The sequence below is a fragment of the Providencia sp. JUb39 genome, from assembly GCF_012272845.1.
Classification (GTDB): Bacteria; Pseudomonadota; Gammaproteobacteria; order Enterobacterales; family Enterobacteriaceae; genus Providencia; species Providencia lanzhouensis.
Genome location: NZ_JAAWXD020000001.1, coordinates 2,620,781 through 2,638,081, shown reverse-complemented (window position 1 = coordinate 2,638,081; position 17,301 = coordinate 2,620,781). Strand labels below are relative to the sequence as shown.

Annotated in this window: 18 protein-coding genes; 14 read left to right on the top strand and 4 right to left on the bottom strand. The window is 42.8% G+C overall.

Annotation, left to right across the window (positions count from 1 at the left end; all coding sequences use genetic code 11):
- Window positions 1–27: 27 nt before the first annotated feature.
- From HFU86_RS12200 to HFU86_RS12145, 12 genes are all read left to right on the top strand, one after another.
- Entirely contained in the window at window positions 28–1,038 is a 1,011-nt protein-coding gene (locus HFU86_RS12200) for an aspartate-semialdehyde dehydrogenase (protein WP_187129349.1), read from the top strand.
- Window positions 1,038–1,853, top strand: a complete 816-nt coding sequence (gene truA / locus HFU86_RS12195) for a tRNA pseudouridine(38-40) synthase TruA (protein ID WP_036952686.1) — start codon at window positions 1,038–1,040, stop codon at window positions 1,851–1,853. Before HFU86_RS12200 ends, truA begins: the two co-directional genes overlap by 1 nt.
- Window positions 1,854–1,888: 35 nt before the next feature.
- Complete coding sequence (locus tag HFU86_RS12190; RefSeq protein WP_132495464.1) at window positions 1,889–2,596, top strand: DedA family protein; 708 nt, start codon at window positions 1,889–1,891, stop codon at window positions 2,594–2,596.
- Window positions 2,597–2,756: 160 nt separating this feature from the next.
- Window positions 2,757–3,725: an acetyl-CoA carboxylase, carboxyltransferase subunit beta gene (accD, locus tag HFU86_RS12185; protein ID WP_108478580.1), complete on the top strand. Its 969-nt coding sequence runs from the start codon at window positions 2,757–2,759 to the stop codon at window positions 3,723–3,725.
- On the top strand, window positions 3,715–5,004 hold the full coding sequence (folC, locus tag HFU86_RS12180) for a bifunctional tetrahydrofolate synthase/dihydrofolate synthase (RefSeq protein WP_187129348.1): 1,290 nt from the start codon (window positions 3,715–3,717) through the stop codon (window positions 5,002–5,004). The genes accD and folC overlap by 11 nt, the downstream gene beginning before the upstream one ends.
- 5 nt (window positions 5,005–5,009) lie before the next feature.
- Complete coding sequence (gene dedD / locus HFU86_RS12175) at window positions 5,010–5,714, top strand: cell division protein DedD (protein WP_187129347.1); 705 nt, start codon at window positions 5,010–5,012, stop codon at window positions 5,712–5,714.
- 177 nt (window positions 5,715–5,891) lie between these two features.
- A complete protein-coding gene (cvpA, locus tag HFU86_RS12170; protein ID WP_132495458.1) occupies window positions 5,892–6,395 on the top strand; it encodes a colicin V production protein in 504 nt (167 codons plus the stop codon).
- Window positions 6,396–6,409: 14 nt separating this feature from the next.
- A complete protein-coding gene (gene purF / locus HFU86_RS12165) occupies window positions 6,410–7,927 on the top strand; it encodes an amidophosphoribosyltransferase (RefSeq protein ID WP_036952698.1) in 1,518 nt (505 codons plus the stop codon).
- Between the two features lie 279 nt (window positions 7,928–8,206).
- Window positions 8,207–8,497, top strand: coding sequence for a hypothetical protein (locus HFU86_RS12160; protein ID WP_132495456.1), 291 nt, complete (start codon window positions 8,207–8,209; stop codon window positions 8,495–8,497).
- A 38-nt stretch (window positions 8,498–8,535) separates the two neighbouring features.
- Entirely contained in the window at window positions 8,536–8,745 is a 210-nt protein-coding gene (locus tag HFU86_RS12155; protein ID WP_187129346.1) for a hypothetical protein, read from the top strand.
- 95 nt (window positions 8,746–8,840) lie between these two features.
- Window positions 8,841–8,987 (top strand): hypothetical protein, encoded by a 147-nt coding sequence (locus HFU86_RS12150; protein WP_187129345.1) that lies wholly within the window; start codon window positions 8,841–8,843, stop codon window positions 8,985–8,987.
- A gap of 140 nt (window positions 8,988–9,127) precedes the next feature.
- Entirely contained in the window at window positions 9,128–9,700 is a 573-nt protein-coding gene (locus HFU86_RS12145; RefSeq protein WP_187129344.1) for a UbiX family flavin prenyltransferase, read from the top strand.
- An 18-nt stretch (window positions 9,701–9,718) separates the two neighbouring features.
- Here HFU86_RS12145 and HFU86_RS12140 read toward each other — a convergent pair whose 3' ends face one another.
- The gene (locus tag HFU86_RS12140; RefSeq protein ID WP_187129343.1) at window positions 9,719–10,624 is read right to left on the bottom strand and encodes a TIGR01777 family oxidoreductase; all 906 of its coding nucleotides are present in this window, start codon (window positions 10,622–10,624) and stop codon (window positions 9,719–9,721) included.
- A gap of 270 nt (window positions 10,625–10,894) precedes the next feature.
- Here HFU86_RS12140 and yfcD point away from each other — a divergent pair, with 270 nt between their 5' ends.
- Entirely contained in the window at window positions 10,895–11,437 is a 543-nt protein-coding gene (yfcD, locus tag HFU86_RS12135) for an NUDIX hydrolase YfcD (RefSeq protein WP_187129342.1), read from the top strand.
- A gap of 157 nt (window positions 11,438–11,594) precedes the next feature.
- On the opposite strand, the gene HFU86_RS12130 is transcribed toward yfcD, so the two are convergent.
- The 3 genes from HFU86_RS12130 to ackA all read right to left on the bottom strand — a co-directional run bounded on the left by HFU86_RS12130 (window position 11,595) and on the right by ackA (window position 16,163).
- Window positions 11,595–12,611 (bottom strand): hypothetical protein, encoded by a 1,017-nt coding sequence (locus HFU86_RS12130; RefSeq protein WP_255425976.1) that lies wholly within the window; start codon window positions 12,609–12,611, stop codon window positions 11,595–11,597.
- A 138-nt stretch (window positions 12,612–12,749) separates the two neighbouring features.
- On the bottom strand, window positions 12,750–14,879 hold the full coding sequence (pta, locus tag HFU86_RS12125; protein ID WP_207910770.1) for a phosphate acetyltransferase: 2,130 nt from the start codon (window positions 14,877–14,879) through the stop codon (window positions 12,750–12,752).
- Window positions 14,880–14,960: 81 nt separating this feature from the next.
- Window positions 14,961–16,163: an acetate kinase gene (ackA, locus tag HFU86_RS12120; protein WP_036952711.1), complete on the bottom strand. Its 1,203-nt coding sequence runs from the start codon at window positions 16,161–16,163 to the stop codon at window positions 14,961–14,963.
- A gap of 636 nt (window positions 16,164–16,799) precedes the next feature.
- Here ackA and yfbV point away from each other — a divergent pair.
- Window positions 16,800–17,255: a terminus macrodomain insulation protein YfbV gene (gene yfbV / locus HFU86_RS12115; protein ID WP_036952713.1), complete on the top strand. Its 456-nt coding sequence runs from the start codon at window positions 16,800–16,802 to the stop codon at window positions 17,253–17,255.
- Window positions 17,256–17,301: the final 46 nt, after the last annotated feature.

The following is a 17,301-nucleotide window of genomic DNA, read 5'->3' as shown; positions in this document are numbered from 1 at the left end:
TCACTTTGATTTTTTAGAGGAAAAACCATGACAGAAGGTTGGAATATTGCATTACTCGGGGCAACCGGCGCAGTGGGCGAAGGCATTCTTTCCCTGCTTCAAGAAAGAGAGTTTCCCGTTGGTGAGCTTTATTTACTAGCCAGTGAGCGCAGTGCAGGGGAGAGTATTCGCTTCAACGGTAAAAGCTATCAAGTGCAAGATGTTACGGACTTCGATTGGTCGCAGGCGCAAATTGCCTTTTTCGCGGCAGGCGAAGAAGCTGCGGCACAGTATGCGGAATTAGCGGCGCAAGAAGGCTGCATTGTGATTGATAACAGCGGTGTTTTTGCGTTAGATCCTGATGTACCGTTAGTGGTACCGGGTGTTAACCCGCAAGTATTAGCGGATTATCGTAATCGTAATATTATTTCGGTGGCAGACAGTTATGTTAGCCAGCTACTAACGTCTATCAAACCATTAGTGGATGCGGCTGGTGTAGGGCGTATTACTCTGACCAATATGCTATCGATGTCAGCGTACGGTAAAGCTGCCGTTGATGAATTAGCAGGTCAAAGCGCACGTTTATTGAATGGTATCCCTGCGGAAGAAGGGCGTTTTACTAAGCAATTAGCCTTTAACATGCTGCCATTATTAGCGGATGCTGAAGGCAGTGTTGTGCAAGAGCGCCGTTTAGTTGAGCAAGTGCGTAAAGTGCTGCAAGACGACGGTTTGCCAGTCTCCGTAAGCTTTATTCAGTCACCTGTGTTTTATGGTAATGCGCAAGTGGTGCACTTAGAGACACTACGCCCAGTTAGCGCAGAAGAAGCGAGTGAAGAATTTGAACGTTTTGATGATATTCAGGTCTCAGAAGAGGGTGATTATCCAACTCAAGTGACTGACGCATCAGGTAATGATTTCTTAAGCATTGGCTGTATTCGTAACGACTATGGTATACCGGAAATTTTACAATTCTGGTCAGTGGCGGATAACGTTCGTTTTGGCGGCGCGCTGATGGCAGTTGAGACAGCAGAAAAACTGGCTCAGGAGCTGTATTACTAATGTCGGAGTCTCCAAAGTTGCATCGCATTGCCCTCGGAATTGAGTATAACGGTAGCCGTTATTATGGTTGGCAACGCCAGCAAGAAGTGAAAAGTGTACAGGGCTGCCTTGAGGTTGCCCTGTCTAAAATTGCCGCGGAACCAATCACTGTCAATTGTGCAGGACGTACGGATGCAGGTGTTCATGCGACTGGGCAGGTGGTGCATTTTGAAACTTCAGCTAACCGCAAAGAGGCTGCCTGGACGATGGGGGCAAATACCCATCTTCCTGATGATATAGCTGTTCGCTGGTGTAAACCTGTGGATGATGAGTTTCATGCGCGTTTTAGTGCAACTGCACGTCGATACCGCTATGTGATTTTTAATCACCGTTATCGACCTGCAATTTTATCGAATGGTGTCACGCACTTTCATTTTCCCCTTGATGAAAAGCGTATGCACCAAGCGGCACAAGCATTGCTGGGGGAGCGTGATTTTACCTCATTTCGTGCGGTGCAATGTCAGTCAAAAAGCCCTTGGCGTAATGTGATGCACGTTAATGTAACGCGTCACGGAAACTATGTGGTTGTGGATATTAAAGCCAATGCGTTTGTACACCATATGGTGAGAAATATTGTTGGCAGTTTGTTGGAGATAGGCTGTGGGAATCAAGACATTGATTGGATGGCACATCTTCTAGAATTAAAAGATAGAACGAAAGCGGCGGCGACAGCCAAAGCGGAAGGACTGTATTTAGTGAGCGTGGATTATCCTGAAAAATTTGACCTACCACAGAATGTGATGGGGCCTCTATTTCTCGCGGATGAGCTGCTGTAAAGGTCGTTAATATAAATCTCCACATGAGGAACCCCATGGAGTTTATCAGTTTTATCATTGATTTTATTTTACATATTGATGTGCATCTTGCGGAATTGGTCGCCGAATATGGTGTTTGGGTTTACGGAATTTTATTCCTGATCCTATTCTGTGAGACGGGGTTGGTGGTTACGCCTTTCCTTCCCGGGGATTCATTATTATTTGTCGCGGGTGCGTTAGCAGCATTGCCAAGTAATGATTTAAACGTACACGTCATGGTATTGTTGATGATTATTGCGGCAATTATTGGTGATGCAGTGAACTACACCATTGGACGTATCTTTGGTGAAAAACTGTTTAAAAACCCAGATTCAAAAATTTTCCGTCGTAGCTATTTAGATAAAACCCATCAGTTTTATGAAAAACATGGCGGAAAAGCAATTATCTTGGCGCGTTTTGTGCCTATCGTGAGAACCTTTGCACCTTTCGTTGCGGGTATGGGTAAAATGTCTTACCGTCATTTTGCCTTTTATAATGTGGCAGGTGCGTTATTATGGGTGTTACTCTTTACCTATGCAGGGTATTTATTCGGTGATCTACCGATAGTACAAAAGAATTTGAAATTACTGATAGTCGCGATTATCTTTATTTCGATTCTGCCGGGTGTCATTGAAATTATTCGCCACCGTCGAGCTGCTGCAAAAGAAAAAAATGCAGTGGCAAAAGAAAATAGTGTGGTGACGCAAAAAAACGATAACCAATAATCGGTTTGAAAAAAGTTTTTATCTACAGTGAGATATCATTGTGGTTTAATGGCAAAAAATAACATACTGATAGATGCTTCTTATATAACCACCATCTGAAATTCAGGGGCGGTATTATTTGAAGTGTCGTCAGAGTGCAATCAGACAAAAAGGTCCATTAATGAGCTGGATTGAGAAAATTTTAAAAAAAGGTACTTCAACCCCATCCCATAAAGCAAACATCCCTGAAGGTGTTTGGACTAAATGTGATAGCTGTGGGCAAGTCCTCTACGGTGCTGAGCTTGAGCGTAACCTACAAGTGTGTCCAAAATGTGACCACCATATGCGAATTCATGCTCGCCAACGCCTTGAATCTTTCCTTGATGAAAACTCAACAACGGAATTAGGTAGCGAATTAGAGCCAAAAGATGTGCTCAAATTCCGCGACTCTAAAAAATACAAAGACAGAATTAGCTCCGCCCAGAAAGAGACGGGTGAAAAAGATGCTATCGTCGTGATGAAAGGTACGCTCAAAGAGATGCCTGTTGTTGCGGCAGCGTTTGAATTTTCCTTTATGGGTGGTTCAATGGCATCGGTTGTGGGCGCACGTTTTGTCCGTGCTGTGGAACAAGCGTTGGAAGATAACTGTCCATTAGTTTGCTTCTCATCCAGTGGTGGTGCGCGTATGCAAGAAGCGCTGCTGTCTCTGATGCAAATGGCGAAAACCAGTGCTGCGCTGGCGAAAATGCAAGAACGTGGCTTACCGTACATTTCTGTACTGACTGACCCGACCATGGGTGGTGTTTCTGCAAGTTTAGCAATGTTGGGCGATATCAACGTGGCTGAGCCTAAAGCACTGATTGGCTTCGCGGGTCCTCGCGTTATCGAACAAACCGTTCGTGAAAAATTACCTCAAGGTTTCCAGCGCAGTGAATTCCTGCTGGAAAAAGGGGCAATTGACATGATCGTGCGTCGTCAAGATATGCGTGATCGTCTGGCTGATGTCCTAGCGATGTTAACCAACCAACCAAGTCTGAACACCGCACCAGCGCTGGTTGTTGAAGTGGTTGACGTGGAAATTGACCTTGCTGATGCTGTCGATGGTGCAGATAAAGCAAAAGGCGCTAAACATAAAAAAGATGATGAGTAATCTAATCATTCCTACAGCCAAGTCTCCATTGGAGGCTTGGCTTTCTTATCTCACTGACCTGCATAGCCAAAATATTGATATGGGGTTGGAACGAGTAGGGCAAGCTGCCCGTCAAATGCATCTCACTCAACCTGCTCCTCGCGTCATCACTGTCACCGGCACAAACGGTAAAGGCACAACCTGCCATACACTTGAATCTATTTTGATGGCTGCGGGTTTGAAAGTAGGGGTCTACAGTTCTCCACATTTAGTACGCTACACGGAACGCGTCCGAATCCAAGGTAAAGAGCTTACTGAAAGTGAGTTTTGCCAAGCATTTGCGACTATCGAAGCGCAGCGTGGAAATATTTCATTAACCTACTTTGAATATGGCACCTTAGCTGCACTACAATTATTTAAGCAAGCTGAGTTAGATATTGTGATCCTTGAAGTAGGGTTAGGCGGTCGCCTTGATGCAACCAATGTAGTGGATGCAGATATTGCGGCAATCACCAGCATTGCGCTTGATCATACCGATTGGCTAGGTTCTGACCGCGAGCATATTGGTCATGAGAAAGCGGGTATTTTCCGTCAAGGTCATTATGGTGTGGTGGGCGAGCCTGATATGCCGGCTTCTATAGGCGCTTATGCCGATAAAATAGGCACTATGCTGTTTCGTCGTGGCAAGGATTGGTATTACCAAGAGCAGGGGCAACATTGGTCTTGGGAAAGTTCTCAGCGTTCATGGGCTAATTTACCCTTACCGAATGTGCCGTTGGCTAATGCAGCAACCGCGATGGGTGTGATCAGCTGCTTGATGGAGATTGATGCCCAGCTAGCACAGAAAATCACTGACCAAGCTATTCACCAAGGTTTAAGTACGGCTCAGTTACCGGGACGTTTTCAGATCATTGGCGAACACCCGTTAATGATTTTGGATGTAGCCCATAATCCTCATGCAGCAGGCTATTTAGTCTCCAAACTCGCGCAATTACCGGTGACAGAAGGTCGTCGAATTCGTGCGGTGGTGGGAATGCTGGGGGATAAAGATATTCAAGGGACATTAACCTGTTTATCCCAGCAAGTAACTGACTGGTATCTTGCACCGCTAAGAGAGTTTCGTGGTGCAGATGTGACTGAGCTTAGTCAGCATGTTGACGGTGCCCATGAGTTTGATTCCGTGGAAGCAGCTTGGCAACAAGCATGTGCGGATGCGCGACCACAAGATGTGATTGTGGTGTGTGGGTCATTCCATACCGTAGCTCATGTCATGATGTTATTAGAGAAAACAGAAGGATAAAGCCAGTGGCTAGTAAATTCCAAAATCGTCTTGCTGGCGTCATTGTTTTAGTCGCCGCAGGGGTCATCGTATTGCCCGCATTACTGGATGGCGATAAGAAATACAATGAAAATGAATTTGCAGCCATTCCGATTATTCCCAAACCGGGTGATGAAGAAGATATAGAGTCTATTGCGCCAATTACACACAGCGCATCGACCGCTTCTTCTGAAGGAACTTCTGAAGCGATGTTATCGGAAGCCATCACTGAGCAAAAGCAAAGTGAGCAGCCTCCTGTAGCCGCAAACAGTGCAAATCAAAGTAATAATAGTCAAAACGTGGTGAATCAAAATGGAAGCGCCATTCCAGCTAATGTCACTCCAGAAAAACCACGGGTAGAACCGGAGCCTAAGCCAGAGCCAAAACCTGAGCCTAAGCCTAAGGTAGAACCAAAGCCGGAACCGAAACCAGAGCCAAAACAAGAACCTCAAGGTAAAGCGTATGTGGTGCAAGTGATTGCCCTCAATAATGCCAGCAAGGTTGAAGAAATTGTGGCGAAGCTAAGATTGTCTGGGTATCAGGTTTATACGGTGCCAGCGCAACCGGTGAACAACAAATTAACCCGTATTTATGTGGGGCCAGAAGCATCAAGGCAGAAGCTTGAGTCAGCTTTACCTGAACTGAACACAATTACGGGTACAAAAGGGATAATCCAAGCCTTTAAGCCTTAAATTGACATTCAGTTATCCCTAAAAAATAAGGGTATTTAGTAACTTACTGCGGCGATTATGATTTTTTCTTTTCGCCGCTGATTTTTTTAAATTCAATGAAAAATGGTTACGCAAACGTTTTCGTTTTCTGTTAGAATGCATTCGCCGCTGACGTGAATGCGAATTTTGGAATGAAATATGGTCTGGATTGATTACACAATTATCGCCATTATTGGCTTCTCGGCACTGGTAAGCCTGATCCGTGGATTTGTACGTGAGGCATTATCGTTAATCACTTGGGGTTGCGCGTTCTTCGTAGCAAGCACGTTTTATCCTTACTTAGCGAGCTACTTTACGAACTTTGAAGATGTCTTAGTTCGTAATGGTATTGCGATTGCAGCACTGTTTATCGCGACATTGATCGTCGGTGCAGTGGTGAACTATGTGATTAGCTCATTAGTGCAAAAAACCGGATTATCGGGTACAGATCGTGTACTGGGGATCTGCTTCGGTGCGTTGCGTGGGGTATTAATTGTATCGGCGCTGTTGTTCTTTCTCGATACATTTACACCGCTTCCTCAAAGTGAGGATTGGCATCGTTCACAGCTTATTCCGCAGTTCAGTCATATTATTAGGTGGTTTTTTGACTACCTGCAAAATGCGTCAAGTTTCCTACCGGAGAATATCTCTCCGTCTGGCTGATGAGGAAAGACTAAATGTGCGGTATTGTCGGTATCGCCGGTGTTTCACCGGTAAACCAATCAATTTATGATGCGTTAACGGTGCTGCAGCATCGTGGGCAAGATGCAGCGGGTATTGCGACTATTGATGGTAAAAACAATATCCGTTTGCGTAAAGCAAATGGTTTAGTAAAAGACGTCTTTGAAACGCGCCACATGCTGCGCCTTCAAGGCTCGATGGGTATTGGGCATGTGCGTTATCCAACTGCGGGTAGCTCCAGCGCATCTGAAGCCCAGCCTTTTTACGTTAACTCTCCTTTTGGTATAACCCTTGCACATAATGGTAACCTGACAAATGCTCACGAACTTGCTCGGAGCCTATTTGAAACAGCACGTCGCCATGTGAATACCACGTCAGACTCCGAAATTCTTCTAAACGTATTAGCATACGAGTTAGATAAGTTTGATCATTTTCCTCTCGAACCCGACAACATTTTTAGTGCTGTAGCATCAATGCACAAAAAAATCCGTGGTGCCTATGCTTGCGTGGCATTGATTATTGGTCACGGGATGGTGGCATTCCGTGATCCTCACGGTATTCGCCCATTAGTCCTTGGTCGCCGTATTCTAGCGACTGGCGAACATGAATACATGGTTGCCTCTGAAAGTGTGGCACTCGATACTTTAGGTTTCGAATTCCTACGTGATGTTGCACCAGGCGAAGCGGTATATGTCACTGAAGATGGCAAATTATTTACCCGCCAATGTGCAGAGAACCCGCAGTTGACACCGTGTATTTTTGAATATGTTTATTTTGCTCGCCAAGATTCGTTTATCGATAAAATCTCGGTGTATAACGCAAGATTACGTATGGGGCAAAAATTGGGCGCGAAAATTGCTCGTGAATGGGAAGACCTGCATATTGATGTGGTGATCCCAATCCCTGAAACCTCATGCGATATCGCGTTAGAAATCGCCCATATCCTAGATAAACCGTATCGCCAAGGTTTTGTGAAAAACCGTTATGTTGGACGTACCTTTATCATGCCTGGGCAACAAGAACGTCGTAAATCCGTGCGCCGTAAACTGAATGCTAACCGTGCAGAGTTTCGCGATAAAAACGTTCTGCTGGTGGATGACTCTATTGTGCGCGGTACCACATCAGAACAGATCGTTGAACTGGCTCGTGAAGCGGGTGCAAAGAATGTCTACTTTGCTTCAGCCGCACCAGAAGTTCGCTTCCCTAACGTCTACGGAATCGATATGCCAAATGCGAATGAGTTGATTGCACATGGTCGAGAAGTGGATGAAATTCGTAAGCTGATTGGCGCAGATGGTCTAATTTTCCAAGATCTCAGCGACCTCATTGATGCGGTTCGTGAAGAAAATCCGGAAATCAATGAATTTGAATGTTCAGTATTTGATGGCATCTACGTGACCAAAGATATCGACCAAAGCTATTTAGACTATCTAGAAAATCTGCGCAAAGATGATGAGTTGAAGTTGAAAGATCAGAGTGATGTTGAGGATTTAGAGATTTACAACGAAGGCTAAACGTTAGGGAATCCTCGTCATACTTCACGCTGTAGCGTTGTTGGCTGCATTAGCTAACCCTAGTCACATACTTGTGTATGCTCCTAGGGATTAGCTAACTTGTCGCCTAGCTACAACATGAATTATTTAGAGGATTAAATCTAAAACTAAGCTGAAAATGAAGTTAGTCTGAATTACCCTCCGTTCAAGTTTCCTTTATTGATGACTGCTTATTCAGTGAGTAAAGTTTTGCTCTGTATTTAAATGTTGAATATTAAATTCGAGATTTAGGAGTGAACTTTGTCATTAACATCTAATCTTTCTAAAACGATTGAATTATTGCAAGAATTCATAGATAGCACTCAATTAGGTTTAAAAGTCGATGCCCTTTGTGAAGATGATTTTGAATCCTTAACTAGAGATGAACGCTCAATATTGAATTGGAGAGATAAATTTCCGCATTATCTGGGTGAGAGTAGTTTTCACCTAGGGATCAGGTTAGATGATGAATCTAATATTGATGGTGCCATGCTGGGTATTTATGCCTCTGAAAATGGTGAGTTACACATTCTCTCATTGAATCGTTTGTGAGAAATAATCCCCATCATCCGCTATCAGGGCGACTAACAATGTTTGTTATTGTGGCTACGATGTTTTTTTTGTCACAATATTCAGATAGTAAAGGGGTTTATATTATAGAGCCTCATCCAGAATTGATTTCGTATTATGAAAAGTTTGGTTTTAAGTTATTAGAAAATGAATTAGTAATGTATGCAACTGTTGAAGAATTACAGTTGGCTCAGTTAAATCTATTCAGAGAAAACATTGAAGAACAATGAATTAGATTATTTCTAATTGAATTTTAAACAGTAAGAGCAATAATACTATTGCTGCATTCAATATGTTTATGCATATTTATTTTTAGAGGCTAAATATGAATAACGGTAAAACTAAACGGTTAACTACTGAAGAGTTACGATTATTGGTGCTATCTAATGCTAAGGCTTTAACATCTAAACATTTTAAGACTAGAGCTCCTGAAATAGCAGGACAGAAAAAAGCATCAACCCAATCGAACTAATCTGTCTAGAATAGAGAACTGAAAAATCAGCTCTCTATTTTTATTGTCTTTACCTTCCTTAAGGCCACATAAGGTTCCTCACTCACTACTTCACGATATTTAATATATAATGCAAGAAATTACGTGAATTGGGGCTGAACATGAAAAAATTGATCATTGGGTTAACAGGCGCGAGTGGAGCAATCTATGGAATTCGATTGTTGGAAGTGCTCAAACCTGTGAAAGATGTGGAAACCCACCTAGTGATGAGTGCAGCTGCGCGTCAGACATTAGCACTGGAAACAGAATTCAGTGTTAAAGATGTACAACAGCTTGCGGACCATGTTTATGATAGCCGCGATATCGCCGCTGCTATCTCCTCAGGCTCTTTTCGTACTGTGGGTATGGTAATCATGCCGTGTACCATGAAAACTCTTTCTGGCATCGTTCACAGCTATACAGACACGTTAGTTACCCGTGCCGCAGATGTCGTTTTGAAAGAAGGGAAAAAGTTGGTGCTGGGCGTGCGTGAAACACCACTGCATATTGGCCATTTGAAATTGATGGTACAAGCCGCAGAAATGGGAGCGGTGATTATGCCCCCAATGCCTGCGTTTTATCACCAGCCTCAATCTATTCAAGATATTGTTAACCAGACTGTTAATCGCGTTCTTGACCAATTTGATATCGAGCTTGAACAAGATTTATTTACCCGTTGGCAGGGCGCTAAATAGTGCCTGTTTTTAAAATAATCATGATTTTGGTGCTAACAAATCTTCAAGTGCAATTCTCAGCTCAATAAATTCAAATTCAAAGCCCGCCTCTTCTAAACGTTTAGGTATGGCTTGTTGTCCACCAAGTAATAATGTCGCGGATTCCCCAAGCACACCTCTGACTGCAAATGCAGGGGTGCGGATAAAGGAAGGGCGGTTGGTGACATCCCCCATCATGGCGGCAAATTGATCATTATGGACAGGGTAAGGCGAGGTCATATTAAATGGGCCGGAGAGGATTGGCGTCTCCATTAGGAATAAAATCGCCTTCACCATATCGTTAATATGGATCCACGGCATAAATTGTTTTCCGTGACCAATCGGTCCACCAGCACCCATTTTAAAAATAGGCAGAATTTTAGCGAGCAAACCGCCGTTAGGGGATAAAACTAATCCAGTACGTAGTAAACAAACTCGGGTTTTATCCGATTGTGCTTCTTGGGCGATAGCTTCCCAGCGAGCAGCTAGTTGATGGGTAAATTCATCATGGGGTTGATCTTCTTCCGTCACGACGGATTGACCTTGGTCGCCATAGTAACCAACGGCAGAGCCTGACAGGAATACGCTCGGCGGGTTTTGACTAGCTTTGATTAAATTCGTCAATTGCTGCGTAATTTTCCAGCGGCTATCACAAAGGATCTGTTTTTGTGCTGCCGTCCAACGTTTTTCTGCGATAGGTTCACCGGCAAGGTTGATGACCACATCAAAGCCATCAAGAGAGGTTTTATCTTGAAGGGTTGTCCAGCATTCAACGGCTTTACAAAATAAACTGTATACTTTTTGTGGTGAACGGCTTAACACGGTGACCTGATGTGAATGCATCACTAACGTTTGAACCAGTTGGGTACCAATTAACCCTGTTCCGCCTGTTATTAGAATTCTCATTTTTTATCCCCCTATTTAAAGCGCTATCACACTTTAAATAATCCAATTTTTACCACCCTGTAAAGATAACTATAGCATTTGCAAATGGGAATTGTTGGGTTTCAGTTAACGCTTCAAAAAAAAGAATTTTGTACTGTATCTTAAAGAGATGCATTGATTTTTGTGATGGAAAGCAAGGTCAAATTTGGTTAGGATCCCTTGCAACATATATGCGAAAAGAATACCTTGTATCAAAGTATTTTGGTGGGCAAGCTAAATAAGGTTTTCAGGATGGAACAACAGACCGAATTCGTCGAATGGGTAGATATCGTTGACGAAGATAATAATGTAATAGCGCAAGCAACTCGTAGCCAAATGCGTGCAGAAAACTTACGCCACCGCGCGACCTATATCGTGGTGCACGATGGCATGGGTAAAATTCTGGTGCAGCGAAGAACAGACATTAAAGATTTCTACCCAGGGCTTTTGGATGCCACGGCGGGCGGTGTCGTGATACAAGATGAACAGATTCTTGAATCAGCTAAGCGCGAAGCTGAAGAAGAATTGGGGATTGCTGGCGTTCCGTTTGCAGAGCATGGCACTTTCTACTATGAAAATGAAATTTGCCGTGTGTGGGGTGGGTTATTTAGTTGTGTGAGCCACGGTCCTTTTGCTTTGCAAGAAAGTGAAGTCGCGGAAGTAAGCTGGTTGACACCGAAGGAAATTACTGCTCGTTGCGATGAGTTCACGCCAGATTCACTCAAAGCACTTTCATTATGGTTAACACGTAATAATGAAGCGGATAAGGCGATTAGTTGTGCAAGCCCAGAGTAAAACACGGGTATTGAATAAAGGGCTACCGAAGTAGCCCTTTTGTATTTTTATGATTTATAAAATTTAGGTTCTTTGATTTTATTGGATAGCGGATATTGATGAAGTTTATCGGCGTAGGAGGTATTAATCTCGATGATTTTCTCGTTTTGAGCATTCACTAAGCATGCTTGCTGAGACATTGTTTTTTCAATGAGATTAAAAAACTTTTTTTATTTTCTGTTATATAAAGGCCTTTATTAGGTTCAAAGAACTTGAATATAACTTTATCGTTGATATGTTTAATTGTGATCCCCATGGCATGATTTCTAGTAATAAAATCACAAATGGTATCCTTCTGTTGCTGTAGTCGATTATTAATACGCTGTTTGAATTGCTCGAAGGTTATATAATTTTGCGGATTTAATTTTATATTATTATCAATAATCGTATAGGTATCATACTTTATATTATATTGGCTATTTTTTTGTATTATTTGGTACTTAATGATTTTTTTTTGGTGATTTTTAACCAGTTCAAAAAATGGTTTAATGCCGTTCAGTGATAAGTCATCTTGTACAAGGTTAGAACATTTTTTCTTAATTTCTCGAGCAGTTAGCTTTATTAAATGACATTCAAAGTGGCTTTTTCCTTTTAATATATCCTCCCTGGCGTTTGCGGATGTGGAATATGCATAAGAATATAGCTGATGTAATGCTTTTTTAAAGTTGATAGCATCATCTTCTTTTATATTATCGAGTAACAATGCGCTATTTTTAAAAAAGATTTCACTGATGTAAATAAGCATATTTTTTTGTTTTAATTCACTGCTATCATTTGAAAAATCAAACTTTTTCATGGCGTTGTCAATGTGAAGGGCATAGTCAACTGATGCTTGTTTATAAATAATTTGATAGAAAGCATCATTTAAAAAAGTGCGATAGTGACGAGTATTTTCTTTGTGGTTATGTGCTTTTTTTAATGCGTATGCCAGATTTTTTATATATCTCGTTTCATCATTTGCATGGGCATAAAATAAGAAAGCATGTGTTAATCCATAACAGACACCTTTTTCGGCTTCTTGGATATTTTTAATGCCAATTATATTGCGGGAAAACTCATTCTCAGCGGTGTTTTTAAAATGATCTGTTAGTTTTATCTGTTCAAACTTAATACGAACTCTATGGGGAAGAATCATAATTAACCTCAATTTTTTGTGAAAATATAGAGGTTAATGATATGAAATGGGAGGAACATTATTTTCAGATAGCGATGAAAAAATAAAGGTCAACCCATTTCTGGATTGACCTTTTAACTCAATACTTAATAACTAAGATTATGCGTTTTCGTTTTGTACCGCTTGAATCGCAGTCAGTGCAACGGTGTAAACAATATCGTCTACCAGTGCACCACGGGATAAGTCGTTAACAGGTTTACGCATACCTTGCAGCATTGGACCGATAGAGACTAAGTCAGCAGAACGTTGTACTGCTTTATAGGTCGTATTACCAGTGTTCAAGTCTGGGAAGATAAACACCGTTGCTTTACCTGCAACTGGTGAGTTTGGCGCTTTAGATTTAGCCACATCTGCCATTACCGCTGCATCGTACTGTAACGGGCCGTCGATCATCAGGTCAGGGCGTTTTTCTTGCGCTAAACGTGTTGCTTCACGCACTTTCTCAACATCGCTACCCGCACCAGAATTACCCGTTGAGTATGAAATCATCGCAACGCGAGGCTCGATACCAAAGGCTTTTGCTGAATCCGCAGACTGAATTGCGATTTCAGACAGTTGCTCTGCTGTTGGATCTGGGTTAATCGCACAGTCACCATAAACAAATACTTGCTCTGGCAGCAGCATAAAGAATACAGAAGAAACTAATGAGCTACCTGGCGCAGTTTTGATTAACTGTAGTGGTGGGCGGATGGTGTTTGCGGTGGTATGAACCGCACCAGAGACCAGACCATCCACTTCGCCTTTTTCCAGCATCAATGTGCCCAGAACAACGTTATCTTCCAATTGTTCACGAGCAACCACTTCGGTCATGCCCTTGCTCTTACGCAGTTCGACTAAGCGTGCAACATATTCTTCGCGAACTTTAATTGGGTCAACGATTTCGATGCCAGCGCCTAATTCGATACCCTGAGATGCTGCAACACGGCGGATATCATCAGGATTACCTAACAATACGCAGGTCGCGATACCACGTTCAGCACAAATCGATGCTGCTTTAACGGTACGTGGCTCATCACCTTCAGGCAGGACGATACGTTTGCCTGCTTTACGAGCCAGTTCAGTTAACTGGTAACGGAACGCTGGAGGAGACAGACGGTTAGGGCGCTCAGAATCAGCAACCAGAGATTCAATCCAGTTACTGCTAATGTGGCGAGCTACGTAGTTTTGAATTTTCTCGATACGCTCATGGTCATCAGCAGGTACTTCAAGGCTGAAGCTTTGCAGATTCAGCGAAGTTTGCCATGTGTTGCTGTTCACCATAAACACAGGTAAGCCAGTTTCGAATGCTTGTTCACAAAGTTTGCGAATAGGTGCATCGATATCATAACCGCCTGTTAATAAGATAGCACCGATTTCTACGCCGTTCATTGCTGCTAAAGAGGCAGATACCAGTACGTCAGGGCGATCCGCTGAGGTCACTAATAATGAACCTGGGCGGAAATGTTCAAGCATGTGTGGAATGCTACGTGCGCAGAAAGTGACGGATTTTACGCGGCGAGTATTGATTTCACCTTCGTTAACGACTTTTGCATTTAAGTGTTTTGCCATGTCGATTGCACGAGTTGCAATCAGGTCAAAGTTCCAAGGAATTGACGCTAAAACGGGCAGATTTAAACACTCCAGCGCTTTGGCATCGATATTTGCTACTGTCGCTTTGGTTGAATCATCAAAGATTTCAGACAGGTCAGGGCGAGTACGACCTTGCTCATCAACGGGTGCGTTAACTTTGTTAACGATAACCCCGATGATGCTTTCATTACGTTGGCCACCAAATTCGTTACGAACCAGCTCTAAACGCTCTTGCATTTGCTGGATTGAGCTATTGCCCGGTGCAGTAACAAAGACAATTTCAGCACCTAGGGTTTTAGCAATTTCGTAGTTCAATGATTGAGCAAAAGAGTGCTTGCGAGTTGGGACTAAACCTTCGATCAGGATCACTTCTGCATTTTTGGTGTGGTCGTGGTAGCGAGCCACGATCTCTTCCATCAGAATGTCTTTCTTCGATGAAGTCAGCAGAGACTCAACATATTCCATTGTTAAAGGCTCAACAATGGTCGTGATGCTGGAGTGAGAACGTAAAACTTCGGTGGTTTGGTCTTTATTACCGGAAACGCGTGGTTGTGCGATAGGTTTAAACACGCTCAGTTGGACACCTTTTTGTTCCATTGAGCGGACGACACCCAGACTAACGCTGGTTAAACCAACGCTGGTGCCAGTAGGAATTAGCATAATTGTACGGGACACAGGAACCTCGTTTTTTGGTTACTCTAAAGCAGTACCGCCAGCATAAGGCTGGCGGCAAGAAAGTCTTTATGCTGTTAAGCGTGCAGCATCTTGGGCAATAACCAACTCTTCATTGGTTGGGATAACCAGTGCCGGGCGGCTGTTGTCGGTGGTGATAACACCTTCTTTACCGAAACGTGCTGCTAAGTTGCGCTCGTGGTCATATTCGAAACCAAGAATTGCCAGTTTCTTCAGCGTGATTTCACGCACTTGTGCAGAGTTTTCACCGATACCACCAGTGAAGATGATTGCATCAAGACGACCTTCCATCAGCGCGCTGTACGCACCAACATATTTTGCTAAACGGTGGCAGAACACATCCATTGCACGGGTTGCATCCGCTTTAGTGCCGTAGTTATCTTCAACATAACGGCAGTCGCTAGTCACGCCAGTTAAGCCCAGTAAGCCAGATTCTTTGGTCAGCATTTTGTTGATTTGGTCAACGCTCATGCCTAATGAATCATGCAAGTGGAAAATAATCGCAGGGTCGATATCGCCGCTACGAGTTCCCATGACTAAGCCTTCTAATGGAGTTAAACCCATTGATGTATCAACACATTTACCGTTAACGATAGCAGATACTGAACCACCATTACCTAAATGGCAAGTGATAACGTTCAGTTCATCAACTGGCTTGTTCAGTTTTTTCGCCGCTTCGCGAGAAACGTAGAAATGGCTAGTACCGTGCGCACCATAACGACGGATGCTGTGCTCGGAATATAATTCGTATGGCAGTGCATACAGGTAAGCTTCTTCAGGCATGGTCTGATGGAACGCTGTATCGAATACTGCTACGTTTTTGGTGATCAGATGAGGGAATGATTTTCTCGCCTCTTCAATACCAATAAGGTGAGCTGGGTTATGTAACGGCGCGAATGGGATTGCCGCTTTAATACCCGCGATAACTTCATCGTCAATAACAACAGAAGAAGTAAATTTCTCGCCACCATGAACAATACGGTGACCAATAGAGGAAATTTGAGCTGACAATTCAGGCTTCGCAGCAAGAATTGTGTTTACGATGAAGTTCAGTGCTTCGCTATGTGCAGCGCCTGCACCTAAAGGTGCCTCATGTTTTTCACCGTCCATTTTCCATTTAATGCGAGCTTCAGGCAAATTAAAACATTCAGCTAAACCTGATAGAAATTCATCTCCATTAGTCGGATCGATGATTGCAAATTTCAGTGAGGAGCTACCGCAGTTTAAAACCAGTACCAGCTTACTTGACATGGAAATACCTATCTTAGTTGATGTTGTGAAGCCCGTTATGAGGACACACAGACTTAGTTGAAAAATGTAATTCGCTAGAGCCTAGCGCATTTATATCCGACCAATTCATGATTGATATCATGATATGTGCAAAAAAGTACATGGGTCGATGATTTTACAGGGTTTTCTCGCGCAAACGTTACGTGATGCTGTTAAATAACTGTGAAAAATAAGTCACAGTATCGTGTTGAAATAACGCGCAGAACCCCAATATATCACTGTTGTTTACTTATTAAAGAGAACTATTAAGTAACATAGTTCGGCAGTAATTCTAATTACGGTCGATTCTACTAAAACTATTTTATATTTTATACGTTTTTTTTAAAAATAGGGCGTTTGGTTGATTAAAATCATAAATGCCATATAAAGTGTAGTTATAGCGGTGAGTTACGTATTCAAGAGAATAGCGGGTTTCATTTAAGTTAGCTTAATTAAAGCTAAATTTGTGAAAATTAACTTAAAAACTGAGTGTGCGTTCACGCTCAATTTGACGTAAGCTAGCCATAGATTGATATTGTTTTTGTGATGACATCCAGAAATGAATAGCAGCAGAAAATGAATGGCAGTAGGAAATTAATGGTAGTAGGAAATTAATTGATGAGCACAATGCAGAGTACCCCTCCGGGTTTTTTCAAACGCTTCAGATTAGGTAATCACTATCTGAAGGTTTTCCCTATGGAAAAAAAGCTAACGCCACTGTTTCCTGAACTACGTATCAATAAAGCGATTCGGTTTGGGATCCGCTTTATGCCGCCCATTGCGATATTTACGCTGGCTTGGCAAATTGCGTTAGGCGGGCAGTTAGGTCCAGCTGTCGCAACGGCATTATTTGCCTGCAGCTTGCCAATGCAAGGATTATGGTGGTTAGGTAAGCGTGCCGTCACACCATTACCGGCAGGGTTATTAAGCTGGTTCTATGAAATTCGCGATAAATTTACCGAAGCGGGAATCGCGATGGCACCCGTTGAGCAGCAGCCTGACTATATGGCGCTAGCCGAACTTTTGAAAAAAGCGTTCAATCAGTTAGATCATACCTTTATGGAAGATATCTAAACGGTTCATTGAACCTTATTTAGCATTCGATTTGATAACAAACCTT